17 protein-coding genes are annotated in these 16,493 nt (G+C 72.8%); 12 read left to right on the plus strand and 5 right to left on the minus strand.

Going from position 1 to position 16,493, the window contains the following annotated elements; translation table 11 throughout:
• Positions 1–30 precede the first annotated feature (30 nt).
• A complete protein-coding gene (locus tag ET495_RS18965; RefSeq protein WP_245993123.1) occupies positions 31–402 on the minus strand; it encodes an AMP-binding enzyme in 372 nt (123 codons plus the stop codon).
• Positions 372–1,373, minus strand: coding sequence for an AMP-binding protein (locus tag ET495_RS15170; protein WP_245993125.1), 1,002 nt, complete (start codon positions 1,371–1,373; stop codon positions 372–374). Before ET495_RS15170 ends, ET495_RS18965 begins: the two co-directional genes overlap by 31 nt.
• 165 nt (positions 1,374–1,538) lie before the next feature.
• Here ET495_RS15170 and ET495_RS15175 point away from each other — a divergent pair, with 165 nt between their 5' ends.
• The 3 genes from ET495_RS15175 to ET495_RS18970 all read left to right on the plus strand — a co-directional run bounded on the left by ET495_RS15175 (position 1,539) and on the right by ET495_RS18970 (position 5,250).
• Entirely contained in the window at positions 1,539–2,531 is a 993-nt protein-coding gene (locus tag ET495_RS15175; RefSeq protein WP_245993126.1) for a DUF3048 domain-containing protein, read from the plus strand.
• Positions 2,532–2,793: 262 nt separating this feature from the next.
• Complete coding sequence (locus tag ET495_RS15180; RefSeq protein WP_129205477.1) at positions 2,794–4,404, plus strand: RCC1 domain-containing protein; 1,611 nt, start codon at positions 2,794–2,796, stop codon at positions 4,402–4,404.
• Positions 4,405–4,470: 66 nt separating this feature from the next.
• Positions 4,471–5,250 (plus strand): hypothetical protein, encoded by a 780-nt coding sequence (locus tag ET495_RS18970; protein WP_245993128.1) that lies wholly within the window; start codon positions 4,471–4,473, stop codon positions 5,248–5,250.
• Between the two features lie 72 nt (positions 5,251–5,322).
• Here the strand turns inward: ET495_RS18970 and ET495_RS17810 are convergent, their stop codons facing one another.
• Complete coding sequence (locus tag ET495_RS17810; protein ID WP_162616507.1) at positions 5,323–5,484, minus strand: hypothetical protein; 162 nt, start codon at positions 5,482–5,484, stop codon at positions 5,323–5,325.
• On the opposite strand from ET495_RS17810, the gene ET495_RS15190 reads away from it, so the two are divergent.
• The 3 genes from ET495_RS15190 to ET495_RS15205 all read left to right on the plus strand — a co-directional run bounded on the left by ET495_RS15190 (position 5,477) and on the right by ET495_RS15205 (position 7,292).
• Entirely contained in the window at positions 5,477–5,962 is a 486-nt protein-coding gene (locus ET495_RS15190) for a hypothetical protein (RefSeq protein WP_129205479.1), read from the plus strand. The two genes, ET495_RS17810 and ET495_RS15190, sit on opposite strands and share 8 nt — an antisense overlap.
• A gap of 86 nt (positions 5,963–6,048) precedes the next feature.
• A complete protein-coding gene (locus ET495_RS17815; RefSeq protein ID WP_162616508.1) occupies positions 6,049–6,672 on the plus strand; it encodes a hypothetical protein in 624 nt (207 codons plus the stop codon).
• Positions 6,669–7,292: a signal peptidase I gene (locus ET495_RS15205; protein WP_129205482.1), complete on the plus strand. Its 624-nt coding sequence runs from the start codon at positions 6,669–6,671 to the stop codon at positions 7,290–7,292. The genes ET495_RS17815 and ET495_RS15205 overlap by 4 nt, the downstream gene beginning before the upstream one ends.
• Here ET495_RS15205 and ET495_RS15210 read toward each other — a convergent pair.
• On the minus strand, positions 7,283–8,278 hold the full coding sequence (locus tag ET495_RS15210) for a 1,4-dihydroxy-2-naphthoyl-CoA synthase (RefSeq protein WP_129205483.1): 996 nt from the start codon (positions 8,276–8,278) through the stop codon (positions 7,283–7,285). The genes ET495_RS15205 and ET495_RS15210 overlap by 10 nt on opposite strands.
• Positions 8,279–8,387: 109 nt before the next feature.
• Here ET495_RS15210 and ET495_RS17820 point away from each other — a divergent pair, with 109 nt between their 5' ends.
• The 4 genes from ET495_RS17820 (at position 8,388) to ET495_RS15225 (ending at position 13,667) form a co-directional block, all read left to right on the plus strand.
• The gene (locus ET495_RS17820) at positions 8,388–8,561 is read left to right on the plus strand and encodes a hypothetical protein (protein ID WP_162616509.1); all 174 of its coding nucleotides are present in this window, start codon (positions 8,388–8,390) and stop codon (positions 8,559–8,561) included.
• Between the two features lie 35 nt (positions 8,562–8,596).
• A complete protein-coding gene (locus ET495_RS15215; RefSeq protein WP_129205484.1) occupies positions 8,597–9,784 on the plus strand; it encodes an o-succinylbenzoate synthase in 1,188 nt (395 codons plus the stop codon).
• Complete coding sequence (menD, locus tag ET495_RS15220; RefSeq protein ID WP_129205485.1) at positions 9,781–11,715, plus strand: 2-succinyl-5-enolpyruvyl-6-hydroxy-3-cyclohexene-1-carboxylic-acid synthase; 1,935 nt, start codon at positions 9,781–9,783, stop codon at positions 11,713–11,715. The genes ET495_RS15215 and menD overlap by 4 nt, the downstream gene beginning before the upstream one ends.
• A 695-nt stretch (positions 11,716–12,410) precedes the next feature.
• The gene (locus ET495_RS15225; RefSeq protein WP_245993130.1) at positions 12,411–13,667 is read left to right on the plus strand and encodes a S1C family serine protease; all 1,257 of its coding nucleotides are present in this window, start codon (positions 12,411–12,413) and stop codon (positions 13,665–13,667) included.
• 142 nt (positions 13,668–13,809) lie between these two features.
• On the opposite strand, the gene ET495_RS15230 is transcribed toward ET495_RS15225, so the two are convergent.
• On the minus strand, positions 13,810–14,424 hold the full coding sequence (locus ET495_RS15230; protein WP_129205486.1) for a TetR/AcrR family transcriptional regulator: 615 nt from the start codon (positions 14,422–14,424) through the stop codon (positions 13,810–13,812).
• A gap of 133 nt (positions 14,425–14,557) precedes the next feature.
• Here ET495_RS15230 and ET495_RS15235 point away from each other — a divergent pair, with 133 nt between their 5' ends.
• Complete coding sequence (locus tag ET495_RS15235; RefSeq protein WP_129205487.1) at positions 14,558–15,151, plus strand: DUF6230 family protein; 594 nt, start codon at positions 14,558–14,560, stop codon at positions 15,149–15,151.
• The gene (locus ET495_RS15240; RefSeq protein WP_129205488.1) at positions 15,142–16,422 is read left to right on the plus strand and encodes a DUF6114 domain-containing protein; all 1,281 of its coding nucleotides are present in this window, start codon (positions 15,142–15,144) and stop codon (positions 16,420–16,422) included. Before ET495_RS15235 ends, ET495_RS15240 begins: the two co-directional genes overlap by 10 nt.
• The last annotated feature ends 71 nt before the right edge of the window (positions 16,423–16,493 follow it).

Genomic DNA, 16,493 nt, shown 5'->3' on the forward strand with positions numbered 1-16,493 from the left:
CTGGACGCCCCGGGCAGGTCGGGTGGCGTGTCAGCGCTCGGCGCCGGCGGCCGCGGAGGCGACCGCCCGGCGGTCCACCTTGCCGGGACCGCGCAGCGGCAGCGTCCCGGTGAGGTAGACCCGTCGCGGGGCCGACGGCGCCCCCAGCCTAGCCGCGACGGCGGCGCGCACCCGCGTGAGGGCCTCCGGGGCCACGGGGGTGAGGCGCTCCCCGTGTCCAGGGACGGCGACGACGGCGACGACGACCTGGCCCCACTCGTCGTCGGGCACGCCGACCACGCACGACTCGGCGCCGGCCAGCCCGAGCGTCGTCGGGGCGAGGTCGGCGAGCGCGGCCTCGACGGCCGCGGGGGCGACGTTGACGCCGCCGGTCACCACGACGTCGTCGGCGCGTCCGAGCACGGACAGGACGGCGGGAGACGCCGCGGCGGACGTGCCGTGCGGCCTGGGCGTGCGCTCGACCGGCCCGTCGGGGCCAGGCTGCCGAGGTCGCTGGTGCGGAACCAGCGGGTGCCGGCGTCCGGTCCGGCGTCGTCGGTGCGGAAGGCGGCCGCGGTGGCCGCGTCGTCGCCGAGGTATCCGAGCGCGAGCACCGGCCCGGCGATCTCGACGACGCCGACCGCGGGCGTGCCCTGGCTCGCGGTGGCGACCGGCTCGCCCATGCCGGGGTGGCGGTGCGGGTCCGGGAGTCCCTGCGCCGGAGGGGCGAGGCGCAGGCGGACGCCGGTCAGCGGGACGCCGTCGTACACGCATCCGCCTGCCGTCTCCGACATGCCGTACGTGCGCACGACCGGTACGCCCGCGGCCCTGGCGCGCGCGAGCAGCGAGGGCGGGGTCGCCGCGCCCCCCAGCAGCACCGCCGCGCAGCGGGCCAGCGCGTCGAGACCCGCGGCGGCGCCGTCGTCGGCGGCCGTGAGGACGCGGTGGAGCTGCGTCGGGACGAGCGAGACATGCACCGGGGCACCGTCCGCGAGCGCGGAGCAGAGGAGTGCGGCGAGCGCGTCCGGGGTGAAGCGGGCACCCGGCTCGGCCGCGACCAGGGGGTCGGGCACGCCCTCCCGCCCCGCGAGCACCGAGCGCACGACGACCTGGAGCCCGGCGATGTGGGTCGCCGGGAGCGTGAGCACCCAGCGGCCCGGGCCGCCGAGCCGCTCGTGCGTCGCCGCCGCGGATGCGTGCAACGCCGCCGCGGTCAGCGCGACCTCGCGCGGGGTGCCCGTGGACCCGGACGTCTGGACGACCAGCGCCGCCCCCTCCGGCGGCGCGGTCGCGTGCAGGCGCGGCAGCGGGGCGACGGCGGGGCCGCCGTCGAGCGCGTCCCGGACCGCGAGGTCGAGACCGCCGACGGCGTCGGGAAGGCGTGTGTGATGCACGTCGACAGAGTAGGTGCCCGAGTGGCGCGCGCGTCCCGGCGCGAGGCGGGACATAGGGTGGACGCGAGTCGAGGAGGCGTAGTGAGGCGAACTCTGTGTACGGCCGTCGGCGTGCTGGCGGCATCGCTCGTGCTTGCAGCGTGCGGCGCCGACCAGCCGGCAAGCGTGACGAAGACCGTCCCGCCCGACGTCTCGGTGTCCAAGGACGCGCCGCCCGATCCCGCTCCCGTCCCGATCGTGTGGCCGCTGACGGGCGTGCCCACGGACGAGGTCGCCCAGCGCCCCGCCCTCGCGATCAAGATCGAGAACTCACCCCAGGCTCGCCCGCAGACGGGGCTCGAGTACGCCGACATGGTGTGGGAGGAAGTTGTCGAGGGCGGCATCACGCGCTACGTCGCCGTGTTCCACTCCCAGATCCCTGACGCCGTTATGCCGGTGCGGTCGGCCCGGCCGATGGACCCGGCGATCGTTGCCCCTCTCGGCGGCATCCTCGCCTACTCGGGCGCGCAGCAGCAGTACATCGCCGCGATCAACGCCTCAGGCGTGCAGTCGATCATCATGGACGCCGGCAACGCCGGGTTCCGCCGTGAACGCACGCGCCGCGCCCCGCACAACGTCGTCGGGTCGCCGCAGACGTTCCTGGACCAGGCGCGTGACGACCGTGCCGTGCCCCCGCCTGCGCAGTTCCCGTTCGCGCCCGAGGTCGGTCAAGGCACCGCGGCGTCCACGGGAACTCCGGCGACGCGGCTCGACGTGCGGATGTCGGGCCAGCAGCGCACCGTGTGGGACTGGGACGCGGCGAGCGGGACGTTCCTGCGCAGCGACGGGGCGACGCCGTCGGTGTCGACGACGGGTGCGCGGCACGCAGCACGCAACGTCGTGCTGCTGTCGGTCCAGATGGTCAACACCGATGCGCGCGACCCGGCCGGGAATCCCGTTCCCGAGACGCAGCTCGTGGGCACGGGCACGGGCGTGGTGGCTGGTGGCGGCAAGTCCGTCGAGGTGTCGTGGAGCAAGGCGTCGACGGCCGAACCGCTCGTGCTCAGCGGGGCAGACGGTGCTCAGGTCGTCCTCGACCCGGGGGCGACCTGGGTCGAGCTGGTCCCGACGAACGCTTCCGGGGCTGGGACATCTCCTGACGCCGCTGGCGGGCACTGATCGGGGCTGCGGGCACGCCTCGGCATGTGCTATCGATTTCGATATCTGTTCGCCATTTTGCGATAACGATTCTTTGTGCCATGTGACGGTCTTCGCGCGCCATGTGCGCGGGGCATGTGGTCTGCCCACGTAATTTCTTCCACGAATCCGACCGCGGCAGGCAGCGCCGCGGCATTTTCGTTCAGGGGGAATCGTGGGTAGCGAGAGCCGTGCTCCGGTGGTGAAAAGAATGTGGCGCCTCCGCCGCGTCCACACCGTCACCGTGGCCTTGGCCGCACTTGTGGTGGCGGCGCTCGTGGCCGAGCCCAGCGCAGCCGGATTCAGGGACGTCACCTATGCGCAGGCGGAACTTCCGACCGTGGCGGCGCCCGGTCTGGTCCCCGTCGTGGACGACCGGTCCGCGGGATCGGCGCTGTTCCTTGACCAGTTCGGTGCGCTGTACGTGGCGGGGGATCAAAAGAGTGGCGACGGGGCTGGGGGAAATCCCAAGTCCACGTCCGTCCCGACCAAGGTCACGTTTCCGAAAGGCCTGCGGATTATCGAAGCCGCGGGCGCGTCCAACGACTACGACTCTGATTCTCGGACGGCTTGGGCGGCGCTCGACTCGAGTGGCGTGGTCTGGACATGGGGAGCGGTGTGGAACGGCCCGAACCTTCTAGGAAGAGGAACCATCGGGGCACCCGAGTCTTACACCCCCGGCAAAGTGGTGGCGGGTCCCGGAGGCAAAGCGCCGCACTTTATCGACCTTGAACTCGGCGAGAACCAGTTCTACGCCCTGGACGAGAAAGGCACGATGTGGGTCTGGGGATACGGTTCCGAGAACCTTCCCACCTTGTCTCGGGACGATGCCAGCTACCCGGTGCCTGCGAACCTGGCGGCCAAGCCAGGAAAGGAGATCGATAAATGCGGGTCGAACGACATCGAAGCTGTGACCTGGCACTCCATCTGGGGCGGCTACAACGCCGGAGCCGCGGTCTCGACGGCGGGACTCATCTACACCTGGGGCTTTGACAACTCTGACGGGATGACGGGCAGCAGGAACAGCCAGCTCTGCCCATACCTGAACCCGGGGGCAAACGAGGCCCTGTTCATGGCGTATCAGGACACGTACAAGGACGCGTCCGGTAGTTCATACGAACTCGATCCGGACGCGGCGACCTTCAGCGATCGGAAGCAGCGGGTGGCAGCCATCGCCGACGAGATGAAGACCAGGACCATCTGCGGAGGACCGATCGCGAAGGCGCTCGTGGACGACAATCCGGGTTGCCCGGTTCGCCAGATCGGCTACGGCGCGAGGGCGCCACGGATGCTGCTGCAGAACGGCGACCTGTACACGTGGCAGGTCTCCGCCGATTACACATACGGCGGGCCGATGCTCGGCCGAGAGCCAGTTGGCGAACATGCCGACTCCGAGCGCTATAGCCCGGGTGTGGCACTCGCGAACGTCGTCTCGGTGGTCGACGGAATCGGTTCGGTCGTGGCGTTGAAGGATGACGGAACCGTCTACGGGTGGGGTCGCAACGACTACTGCCAGGCGATCGGTGTCCATGCGAAGAACGCGGAAAAGTCATGCGGAACCATCGAATCTGATGAGGTGGTCGCGCTACCTACTCGCGTCTATGGCCTCCCTGAATCCGTCCCCGTCACGAGCCTCGCCGCCACGCAATGCGCCGCCTGGGCCATCGCGAGCGACGGCTCCATGTACGCGTGGGGTGGCGGGACGATCGTCGGGGATGACTACGTGAAGTGCGTCTCCGGTAGGTCCCTGGGATACAAGATCTACGACCAGACAAAGGCCACCGGTGCCCTCCCGTTCGGCGAGCCTGTCACCGCCGACGCCACGGGGACGATCAAGGTCCGCGACAAGGACTGAGCTTCTTCGGGCATGTCGCCGGAGAGATGTATAAGGACCGTCGAAATTCACTTGGAAGGAAGTGTGATGACAAGAAACACCAGGAGATCGGGCAGCAGACGGGTCGTCGTGGCGCTGGGCATGCTGCTCGGCGCAGGAGCGATCGCGACGTGCGCTGCGTTCACGGACTTCGGCCGCTTCAAGCTTGGAGAATCGGGCATCGGCAGCTACAGGTACGATCTCAAGTTCTCCAATGGAGGCGAGATGGATGCCAGCACGGTGCCTACCGACTCGTGGTATGACCCTGACCCCCATGGGGACGGTAGCCTGAAAATCGACGGGGTGGATAGTCTGACCCCCGGAAAATCGGTCTACGTCAGGGTGCCCACCTGGAACAACTCGGATTACGATTCGACGCTGAATGTTTCCATCTCGACGCCGAACACGCGCGGCGGGAAAAACCTCACTGCGACCGACAGGTTGTTCCTGGAGAATCTGGTCTTCACGGTTGCGTGTGGTACGAATACCAGTAACCTGGGGGAACTCGCTTTTGAGGAACTTGATCTCGACGATTCCGTGCAACTGGATCCCCTCAAGTTTAATGAGAAGACGGTCGTCGTGCTGATGGTGACGTTGTCGAGTTCAGCGGGCAACGGAGTGAGTGGCGGTGGGGCAGACCTCTTCCTCGAGATCAACGGCAGCTCGACTGACCTGGATCCCAACCGCCCCGGTGGCACCGGTGGCACCGGTGGCACCGGTGACCCCGGTGACCCCGGTGACCCCAGTGACCCCAGTGACCCCAGTGACCCCAGTGACCCCGGTGACCCCGGTGGCGCTATGGGTGCGGGTCAGAACGGCAATACCTGACCCGTGCCGGGCGGTCGGCGTCGCGGAGCGGCGCCGACCGCCCGGGCCATGACCATTCACGTTCAGAAGGAGTCACGTCGAGATGACCAGCCGGACCGTCCGGGCGGCGCGTCCCGCGTTCGCGCTCGCCGCGCTCGTGGCGGGGGCCTGCGCCGTCGGGGCGATCGCGAGCACGAGCGCTTCCTTCGTGCAGGAGGTGCGCGCGACGGCCTCGCTCTCGGGGGGCGTGGACATCGCGCAGGGGCCGGAGGCCGCTGACCAGCACGACGATTCCAAGAAGCCCGGTGTGGCAGCTACGGTCGGCGTGGTGTCGACGCTGTCGCACATCCCTGCGGTGACACCGACACGTCCGACCGCGTCGGCCACGGTGCACGTCGTGGCCCCGGAATCCTCGGCCAAGGTGAAGCTTGGACTCGCGCTCACGGACCTGGCGATGGCAGATGGCGTGTTCGAGACGCTGGTCTTCTCGGTCGCGGTGAACGGCAAACCGGTGGAAGAAGGCCCGCCGCGGTCAGCCGCCGACATCCTGAAGTCGGGTGGCCTCGCAGGGTTCACGCTCGACCCGGGGACGGAATGCAACGTCACCGTCAGGGCCTGGCTGACGCCCATGTCGCCGGCGGCCGCATATGGCAAGGACCTCAGCCTGGGCGTCGCCGTGACAGCCGAGTCCGTCCCCGGCGGCGATCTCGAGCTCACGCCGAGGTACCCATGAGCCGCGCGGGCCGCTCCGCCCGCCACCGGATGCCGCAAGAGCGCCGGCGGATCGTGCCCCCGTGCGGTCGGTTGTCACGCCGTGGCATGGCGACCGCGGCCGCGGTCGCCTTTGCGGCGGGTGCGGTCGGTCCCGTCATCGCCCACACCGGGGAGTCTGCCGCCGCGTTCACCGACCGGGGGGTCTTCGCCGTCACGTTCTCCGGGACGTTCCAGATCGGTGCGATCCGGCCGCGCGACATCGTCACGCTGCCGCGCAACGGTGTGGTCGAGGTGGAGTTCCACGACGTCGATGCGTCCTTCGTACCGGGCAGCACAGCGGTGCTGAAGGTCCCGATCTTCAACAACAGTCCCACCCTGGGAGCCGCGGTGAGCGTCGCCGTGAGCGGGGAGGGAGACGTCGCCGAGTACCTGCTTTTCGCGGCTGACCTCGTCGTCGACGGCGTGGTGGAGCCCGTCGTGGGCGAACCCTCCGCGGACGGGTCAGGGTCGCTCGTCGGCGTGCCCGCCGAGCAGGCGAGCGGTACCGCGTCGGCCGTCCTCGCCCCTCGCGGCCCCCAGCCGCTGACCGACGGCGCGCGCTGGCGCGGACCCGCGGAGTCGCGCGGCGAGGTCGTCGTCCGCGTGCACCTGCCGGACCACGACGCGTTGCGCGCGCTCCAGCACGCCACAACCACGATCACGATAAAGATCTCAGGAGAGTCCCGATGAGCAAGATGGAAGCGTCCTCCGCTGCGAGGGCCGTGTTCGAGGTGGTGCGCTCGGTGCTGCTGTGGGCCGCCGCGGTGCTGGGAGCGCTGTGCATCGTCGGGTTCCTCCTGGCGATCGTGCTGGGGGTGCGGCCGCTGGTGGTGACGTCCGGGTCGATGGCACCGTCGATCCCGACGGGATCGCTGATCCTGAGCGTGGACACGCCGGCGTCGGAGCTGCAGGTGGGCCACGTGGTGACGGTGGCGCGCCCCGACGCGCCCGGGCTCGTGACGCACCGGATCGCGGCGATCGAACCGGCCGACCTGGGCGTGGCGCTGACGTTGCAGGGCGACGCGAACCAGACGCCGGACGTGAGCAAGTACCAGGTGACACACGCCTCGCGCCTGGTGGCGGTCATCCCGTTTGCCGGGGTGTTCGTCCAGGCGATGCAGTCCGTCAGGGGCCTGGTGGCGATCGTCGCGCTGATCGTGGCGCTGCTGGCGGTCTACGCGCTGCCCGCCCCGCGACTGCCTCGCAGCCGCAGGAGTGCGGGCCGGCGACGCCACGCGGGCGCCATCGCGCCGCGTCGGCTGGTGAACGAACCCGTACCGGTGCCGGCTGGGGCGGCGGGTCAGAAGTAGTGGGGGAAGGCGGACCAGTCGGGGTCGCGCTTCTCCAGGAAGGCGTCGCGGCCCTCGACGGCCTCGTCGGTCATGTAGGCCAGGCGGGTCGCCTCCCCGGCGAAGACCTGCTGGCCCGCCAGGCCGTCGTCGGCCAGGTTGAAGGCGAACTTGAGCATCCGGATCGCCTGCGGGGACTTGGTGGCGATGGTCCGCGCGTACTCGACGGCCAGGTTCTCGACGTCGTCGTGCGCGGCGACCTCGTTGACGGCGCCCCAGCGTTCCGCGTCGTCGGCCGAGTACTCGCGCGCCAGGAAGAAGATCTCGCGGGCACGCTTCTGGCCCACCTGCCGGGCGAGGTAGGCGCTGCCGTAGCCGCCGTCGAAGGACCCGACGTCCGCGTCCGTCTGCTTGAAGCGCGCGTGCTCGCGGCACGCGACGGTCAGGTCGGCGACGACGTGCAGCGAGTGCCCGCCGCCGGCCGCCCACCCGTCGACGACGGCGATGACGATCTTCGGCATGGTCCGCATGAGGCGCTGCACCTCCAGGATGTGCAGCCGGCCGGCGCGCGCGGGGTCGACGGCGTCGACGGTCTCGGCGGACCCTCCGCCGTCGGGCGCCGTCGTGTACTGATAGCCGGACCGGCCTCGGATGCGCTGGTCGCCGCCCGAGCAGAACGCCCAGCCGCCGTCCTTGGGCGACGGGCCGTTGCCCGCCAGCACCACCGTGCCGACGTCGGAGGTCATGCGGGCGTGGTCGAGCACGCGGTAGAGCTCGTCGACGGTGTGCGGGCGGAACGCGTTGCGCACCTCGGGCCGGTCGAAGGCGACGCGGACCACCGGGAGGTCGCGGACGACGGCGCCCGTGCCGTCGCGTTCGACGCCCCGGTGGTAGGTCAGGTCGGTGAGGCCCTCGAACCCGGCGACGGTGCGCCAGCGCGCGGGCTCGAACGTTGCGGAGACGCGTGCGGGAAGGCCGTCCGGGCGGGCTGGGGAGGTGCTGGTCACGGGCGCCAGCCTACGGTCGCGCGTCCACGACCCGGCTTGTGACGACATTCACAAGAGCGGTGTGCGCCGCGACAGCCGCACTCGGGCGCCGCGGGGCGACCATGAGTGCATGAGCAACCTTCTCGCGCGCGAGGTGCTCGATCTCACCACGATCGACCGCGACGTCTCGCACGACCTGTACGCCTACGACGCCGCCGTCCGCGGCCGACTCGAGGCCGAGCCGCTACCCGCATGGCCGGCGACCCAGGAACACCTGCTGGACCACACGGAGTTCGTCGACTGACGGACCACGAACCACGCCCTGACTACCCTGGGCGGATGCCCCTCGACCGCGTCCCCTCACCCGTCGTCTGGTCGACACCGCTGCGCACACGCTTCCGCGGGCTCGACGTGCGCGACGGCCTGCTGCTGCGCGGCGACGCCGGATGGGGCGAGCTGAGCCCGTTCTGGGACTACGACGACGCCGAGTCGTCCACCTGGTGGCACGCCACGCGCGAGGCGGCCTGCGCCGGGTGGCCCGACCCCGTGCGCAAGGCCGTGCCCGTCAACGTGACCGTGCCCGCAGTGGGGCCGGTCGAGGCACGACGCATCGTGCTCGAGTCCGGTGGGTGCCGGACGGCAAAGGTCAAGGTGGCGCAACGGGCGACCGGACGCGCCGGGGAACCCGGCTCCCGCGGAGCAACAGGGCGCGCGGGGCGGCCCGGCGACCTTGAACCCGTCGCCGCCGAGGCCGAGCGCGTCGCGGCCGTGCGCGCCGCGTTCGACGAGCTGTTCGGCCCCGGCGCCGGGCACATCCGGGTCGACGCCAACGGCGGCTGGAGCGTCGACGAGGCCGTGACCCACCTGCGTGCGCTCGACACCGCCGCGGGCGGGCTCGAGTACGCCGAGCAACCCTGCGCCACCGTCGAGGACCTGGCCGCACTGCGGCGCGCGCTCCTGCGCGCCGGGATCGACGTGCCGATCGCCGCCGACGAGTCCATCCGCCGCGCAGCAGACCCCCTGCGCGTCGTCGCGCTCGACGCCGCCGACGTCGTCGTCCTCAAGGTGCAACCGCTCGGCGGGGTCCGTGCGTGCCTCGACCTCGCCGAACGGATCGGGCTGCCCGTCGTCGTCTCGTCAGCACTCGAGTCGTCCGTCGGGCTCGCCGCCGGGGTCGCACTCGCGGCCGCGCTGCCCGAGCTCCCCTACGCGTGCGGCCTGGCCACCTCACAGCTCCTCGCGCACGACGTCGTCGCCGACCCGCTGCTGCCGATCGACGGGCTGCTGCCCGTGCTCGCGGCTGGGGACCCACGGCTCGAGCCCGACCCCGCGGCGCTCGCCGCGGCCACGCCGTCGGACGGCGTCCGGGAGGCGTGGCTCGCTCGCGCCGCGCGGCTCGAAGCGGTGGCCCGAGCGGGCGCGACGCAGGCGAGCGCGCCGACGACCGCCCCCGGCGCGGGCGCGGCGAGGACGCCCGCCGCGGCGGCCGCGACCGGCCAGGCCGCGACCGAGGAAGGCCGCCGATGAGCGACGGCACGTACCCGCCCGCCGTGGCCGCGGCGCGCGCGCTCGTCACGGGGCTCGCGAGCGCCGGGGTGCGCGACGTCGTCCTGGCCCCCGGATCACGGTCGGCGCCGCTGGCGTACGCACTGACCGACCCCGGCGTGGCCGGGCAGATCACCCTGCACGTGCGCGTCGACGAGCGGGCCGCGGGCTTCCTCGCGCTCGGGCTCGCGAAGGGGAGCGGGCTGGGCCCGGGACGCGACGGCACGGCGTCCGCGACGGACGGCACGGCCGCCTACCCCGATCAGCCGCCCGTGCCGCGACCCGTCGTCGTCGTGACCACGTCCGGCACGGCAGTCGCCAACCTGCACCCCGCCGTGCTCGAAGCGCACCACACGGGCGTGCCCCTGGTGCTCGTGACCGCCGACCGGCCGCACGAGCTGCGCGGCACGGGCGCGTCCCAGACGACCGACCAGGTCGGGATCTTCGGGTCGGCGGTGCGGTTCGCCGCCGACGTCCCCGCACCCGACGGCCGCGACGGCGAGCACCGCGACCTGCTCGCCGTGACGGCCCGAGCCCTCGCGGCAGCGACCGGCCTGCGAGACCGCAACCCGGGCCCGGTCCACCTGAACCTGGCGTTCCGTGACCCGCTCCACCCGGCCGCCGTCGTCGCCCACGTCCCGGCGCCGGTCGCCGTGGCGGCCGCGCGTGAGCACCCGGGCGCGCCCGCGGGCGGCCGGCCGTCGCCGGAGGCCACGCGAGCCCGGTGCGCGGGGACCGTCGAGCCGGCCGGCGTCGTGGTCACCGGTGTGGGACCCGCGCTGCCGGGCCGCCCCGAGCGGACCGTCGTCGTCGCCGGGGACGGCGCCGGGGCCGGGGCCCGCCTGCTCGCCGAGGCGCGGGGCTGGCCGCTGCTGGCCGAGCCGTCGTCCGGGGCGTGCGGCGGCCCCAACGCCGTCCAGGCGTACCGGTCGGTGCTCGGTGTCGCGGAACTGACCCGCGACGTCGAGCACGCCGTCGTGCTGGGGCACCCCACGCTGTCACGACCCGTGCAGACGCTGCTCGGGCGCCCCGACGTCACCGTGACCGTCGTCGCCCCCGGTGGCGGGCCGTGGCCCGACGCGGCCCGCAACGCCGCCCGCGTCGTCGACGGGCTCGACGCCCGCTGGTACGTGCCCGCCGCCGCCGACGCGCACGGGCCGGCGCGGTCCGAGTTCCTCGCCCGGTGGCGGGCCGCGTCGAGCGCCGCGGCCGCCGTCGTCGACGGCGCGACCCGCGCGCCCGGGCCGTTGGCGACCGCGCCGCACGCCGCGGCCGCGGTCGCGCGCGCCGTCGCCGCGGCGACCCGCCCCGGCGACGTCCTCGTGGTCGGGTCGTCCAACCCGGTGCGCGACCTCGACCTCGTGCTGGGCCTCGACGCGTCCCCCGCCGCGGCGGGGGCGGCGGCAGTCGTCGCCAACCGTGGGCTGGCCGGCATCGACGGAACCGTCTCGACGGCGTACGGCGTCGCGCTCGCCGCCGCCCGCGCCGGGCGGCGCACCCGCGCACTGCTCGGGGACCTCACGTTCCTGCACGACGTCGGCGGGCTGCTGCGCGGCCCGCTCGAGCCGGACGCCGACCTGCAGATCGTCGTCGTGAACGACGACGGCGGTTCGATCTTCGCGACGCTCGAACACGGGGCGCTCGCGGCCGCGTCCGACGCCGGAGCCGCGGTGTTCGAGCGCGTCTTCGGCACGCCGCACGGTGCCGACCTCGGTGCGCTGTGCGCGGGCTACGGCGTCGGGCACCGCGCCGTCGGCGACCTGGCCGGGCTGCGTGGCGCGCTCGCCTCGCCCGCGGCCGGGGTCGAGGTCGTCGAGGTGCGCGTCTCGCGCGCGGGACGACGCGCGCAGTCTCATGCGTTGCACGAGCAGATCGTCGCCGAGGCGCGCGCTGCCGCCGTGCGGCCCGCATGACCGCCCAGTCGGCCGCGCAATGCAGAGAACTCTCAGGAACGCCTCAGAGGCACGCCAGCCTGATGGTGTTACCTCGGGTCAGGAGATCGAGGAGGTCAGGACCATGAGCATCGAGAACCCAGACCAGCAGCCCACCGCCCCGGAGGGGTCCGCGCCCGAGCACGCCCCGACGGCGGAGGGCACCCCGCAGGCGCAGCCACCGGCCTACGTCCCGGCCGAGCCGCTCGGGCAGGTCCAGGCGGCGGCGTTGGCGCTGGCCGAGCCGCCCGTACAGACCGTGTCCGCCCCCGCGCAGGAACCGCACCCGCAGGACCGGGCGACGCAGGAGCTGCACCCGCAGCAGCACGCGACCACGCCGTACCCCCAGCAGATCCCCGCCCCGGTCCGTCCGCAGCCGAGGTACGGCCAGTACGCGCCGAGCCAGCCCCGCAGGTGCAGGGCGATCGTCCGTTCGGCGTCCAGGCCCCACTCCAGGCCCCGGTGCAGGCCCCGCTGCAGGCCCCGGTGCAGGCCCCGGTGCAGGCCCCGCGCGCGCCCTACCCGCAGCAGCAGGGCCCCAGCGGCAGAACCAGACCGGGCACGAGCCGGGCGCGAGCTTCTCGAACCCCTACCTCGCCCCGGGCTCCGCGCCCGAGCCGACCGACCTCGGGCACCGCGAGCGGCGCACGCGCACACCGCGCGGCTGGGTACCCGTCGTGAGCGCGGCGGCCATCGCCGCCGTGCTGGCGAGCGCGGGCACGGCCGCCCTCGTCCACGGCATGAACGACACCGGCACGCCGACGTCCATCGCGACGCTCGGGAACCCGGGCCGCGTGGACTCGGCTCCGGTCAAGGACTCGACGCCCAGCAACCCCGACTGGCAGGCGGTCACGGCCGCCGTGTCCAAGTCGGTGGTGGCCATCCAGGTGACGAGCTCGCAGGGCGGGGCCGAAGGCTCCGGCCTCATCCTCGACGACAAGGGCCACGTCCTGACCAACAACCACGTCGTCGCGGGCGCGCAGAACAACACCGTCCAGGTCACGCTGTCCGACGGCCGGCTCTTCCAGGCCAAGATCGTGGGCACCGACGCGACGACGGACCTCGCCGTCGTCGCGATCCAGAGCGCACCGAGCGACCTCACGCCGGTCGCGCTGGGCGACTCCGACGACGTGAGCGTGGGCGACCCCGTGCTCGCGGTGGGCAACCCGCTGGGCCTGGCCAACACCGCGACGACAGGCATCGTCTCGGCGCTCGACCGCCCGGTCTCCGCGAGCGGCGAGAACACGCAGCAGGCGGTCGTCACCAACGCGATCCAGATCGACGCCGCCATCAACCCGGGCAACTCGGGCGGTCCGCTGTTCGATGCGAGCGGGCGCGTCATCGGCATCACGTCGTCGATCGCGAGCCTGTCGAGCGGGATGTCCGGTCAGTCCGGCTCGATCGGTCTCGGCTTCGCCATCCCGATCAACCTTGCGAAGAACATCTCCGCGCAGCTCATCGAGAACGGCTCGGCGCAGCACGCGTTCCTGGGCGTGTCGATGCAGGACGGCACCGCGACCGCCGACGGCGTCACACGACGCGGCGCGCAGGTCCAGAACGTCACGGGCGGTTCGCCCGCGGCCGAGGCCGGCGTCCAGGCGGGCGACGTCGTCGTCGCGATCGGCGAGCAGCCGGTGTCCAGTGCCGAGTCGCTCACCGCGTTCGTCCGTGAGCGGCAGGCGGGCGACAAGGTCGTCCTGACGGTGGTGCGCAACGGCAGCGCGCAGCAGATCACCGTGACGCTCGCGGTGCGCGACGAGACGGCGCTCCAGCAGGGTCAACCCGGTGATCAGGGTGGTTCGGGCCAGGGCGGTTCGGATCAGGGCGGTTCGGAGCAGGGTGGTTCGGATCAGGGCGGTTCGGGCCAGGGCGGTTCGGGCCAGGGCGACAGCGGCGGGCCGTGGGACTGGCTGTTCCCCGGCAGCGGCAACTGACGAGGGCGGCCGCTTCGCACGGCCGGCCCTGACGGGCTGACCCGGGGCCTCGGCTCCGCGAGCCCCCGGGTGCATGCGCAGAGGTCCGACGCCACACGGCGTCGGACCTCTGCGCATGCGCTCCTCGGGTGGTGCCGGCCGGTCACGTCGGCGGCGTCGCGGCCCGGACGGTCGCCAGTGCGCTGCGTTCGAGGAATGCGACGAGCTCATCGGCGGGGACGAGCCCGCCCATCGCGGCATCGACGAGCGCCTGTTCGGCGAGTGAGATCCAGGCGCGGACGGCGACGTCGATCAGGGGGGTGGGGCCGACGCCGAGCTCGGTGACCATGGTGGTGGCGTGGCGCGCGAGCGCGTCGCGGGCCTGCTGGACCGTCTCGCGCACCTGCGGGTCGCCCGACGAGGCCCCGCGGACGATCGAGTAGAACGTCGCGCCGTGCTCCTGGACGAACCCGACGAAGCGTTCGAGCACGTCGCGCAGGCGTTCCTGGGCGGGGAGCGAGGCGTCCGGCTCGGTGGCGTACAGCATGGCGTCGCGCGCGGTGAGCACGATCTGCTGGTGCAGTCCCTGGCGTGTGCCGAAGTAGTAGAAGACGAGTCCCGGGGAGACGCCCGCAGCCGCCGCGAGATCCTCGACGGAGATGGCTTCGAGGGGGCGGTCCGCGAGCCAGGCGACGCCGAGGGCAAGGAGCTGCTGCCGTCGCTCCTCGGGGCTCAGCCGCGTCCGTCGTCGTCCGGTGGGGCCGTGGAGCGCGGGCATGGGTCGAGCATAGGGGGCACGCGTGCTGCGGCGACGGAGTGCGCGTCGACCGCCTATTGACGCAGCCTCAGTACGAGGTTAGTTTCGGCCGGGTCCGGCGGCATCGGGGCCGCCCGCAGAAGTGGGGGAACACATGAGGTTCAGCTCGCTCACCCAGACGCGCGCGGGGCGCGTCGCACTCGCGGCGGTGCCGACCGTCGCGGCGCTCGCCTTCATCGGGGGCGGGGTCGCGCAAGGCGTCGTCCCCGTCTCCATGGCCGTGTCGGGCCAGCAGTTCAAGATCTCCGCCGACAGGCTGGAGGGCACGGGGTTCTCGCAGTACGCCGGCGTCGCCGTCGAGGCCGACGAGACCACGCAGCACCCGGCCGCCATCGCGAACATCACCGACGCCACGCTCGTCAACCTGTGCCAGTCGATCAAGACGCCCGTCGGGGTCAGCCTCGTGATCCACGCGGGCACCGATCCCGAGAAGCCGGTGACGGCCAGCAACCTCCAGATCGGGATGGACAACCTCGCGGGTGACGCGACGTTCAGCGCGATCCGCATCGGCGTCGACGCTTCGACCGTGGGCACGCAGGCCAAGGGGGACCAGAACGACTTCGCGATGGACGCCGACGGCGTCGTCATCGACAACCTCAAGCAGGTCTCGTGGAGCACCCAGGCCGCCGTCTTCCGCCTGACCGATCTCAGCCTCGCAGTCAACATGGCGGGGGACGAGTGCTTCTGAGGCCGCGGTTCCGACAGTGGCGCAGGGCGCGCCCCTTCTGGGGTGCGCTCCTGACGGTCCTCGCCGGGGTCGAGCTGTTCCTCTCGGGCCGGTTCGACCTCGCCGTGGGTGGCGTCGTGCTCCAGCTCGGCTTCGCCGGGGCGCAGACGACGATCATCCCGGTCGTCGTGGTGCTGGCCGGGGTGCTGGCGATGCTCCAGCCCGCGCACCACGTCTTCTACGGGGTCATCGCGTTGGTCCTGTCCGTGTACTCGGTCGTCGCGGTCAACATGGGCGGGATCGTGCTGGGGACGCTCCTGGGTGTCGTCGGCTCGATCACGGTCGTGTCGTGGATCCAGCGGCCTGCGCAGGCGCCTCCCGTGGCCCCGCGCCCGCCGGCGGAGCGGCCGGAGCACCGCTCGCGGGCCGCGGTTGAGAGGCTGCGAGCGGTTCTCGCGGGCCTGGCACGCCGCGACAGGGTCGGGCGGCAGTCGACCGCGAGCGTGCTGTCGCTCGTGCTCGCCGTGGGGGCCCTACCCGTCGTCGCGCCCGCGGACGCGGCCGGTGGTGTTCCTGCCGGGGGTCCGTGCCTGTTCGGTTTCATCCTGTGCGACATCTGGCCGTCACGCCCTCCGGCGCCGGCGCCGTCGCCCAGTCCGACCGCGGCCGATGTGCCGAGCAGCCCGGCGCAGCCGCCCGGGCCTGCGGAGCCCGCGGAACCCTCGGGCGAGACGCCCGCCGGGCCCGGCGGCGAGGGGCCGGACGGCGAGCCCCCGACGGATGCGGGGGTGACCGTCGAGGTGCCCGCGGGCTTGCCCGCCCCGGGCGACGAGGACCTGCCCGTCGTCCTGGGCGGGAACGAGAACGTCGACGTCTACGCCATCCCGGCCGAGCTCAAGGCCGCCGACCTGGAGATCGGCGGCATCCGGGCCGTCGCGCTCGTCTCCGTCCCGGTCGAGGGGTCCTCGGGCAAGCGGCGCGCCGCGGTCAAGGTCGTCGCCGACCACGTCAAGGTCTCGGGCTTCCGGCTCACGACGTACGCGGACGGCGGCGCCGCCGGGACGCTGACGACCGCGGACTCGGTCACGATGGACGGCCGCGCGACGATGTACATCACCTCGCTCACGGCCCACGGGCCGAGCGGCACCCCGTTCGGGTTCCTCGCGGACGACGCGCCGCAGACTCTGACGGCGCTGGTTCTCGCGGCGGTCAATCCGACGATCGGGCTGCTCGGCGCGAGGTCGGACCGGCAGGTGTGGTCGGGGTTCCACGAGTCCGTCTGGGCGGGCTGAGCACCGCGGTGTGGCGCATCAGGCGCCGAAGGGTCTGATCCCCGACCGCGCCGTCTGGGCGCCGACGTGCG

Origin of the sequence: Xylanimonas allomyrinae (assembly GCF_004135345.1) — a bacterium.
GTDB lineage: Bacteria > Actinomycetota > Actinomycetes > Actinomycetales > Cellulomonadaceae > Xylanimonas > Xylanimonas allomyrinae.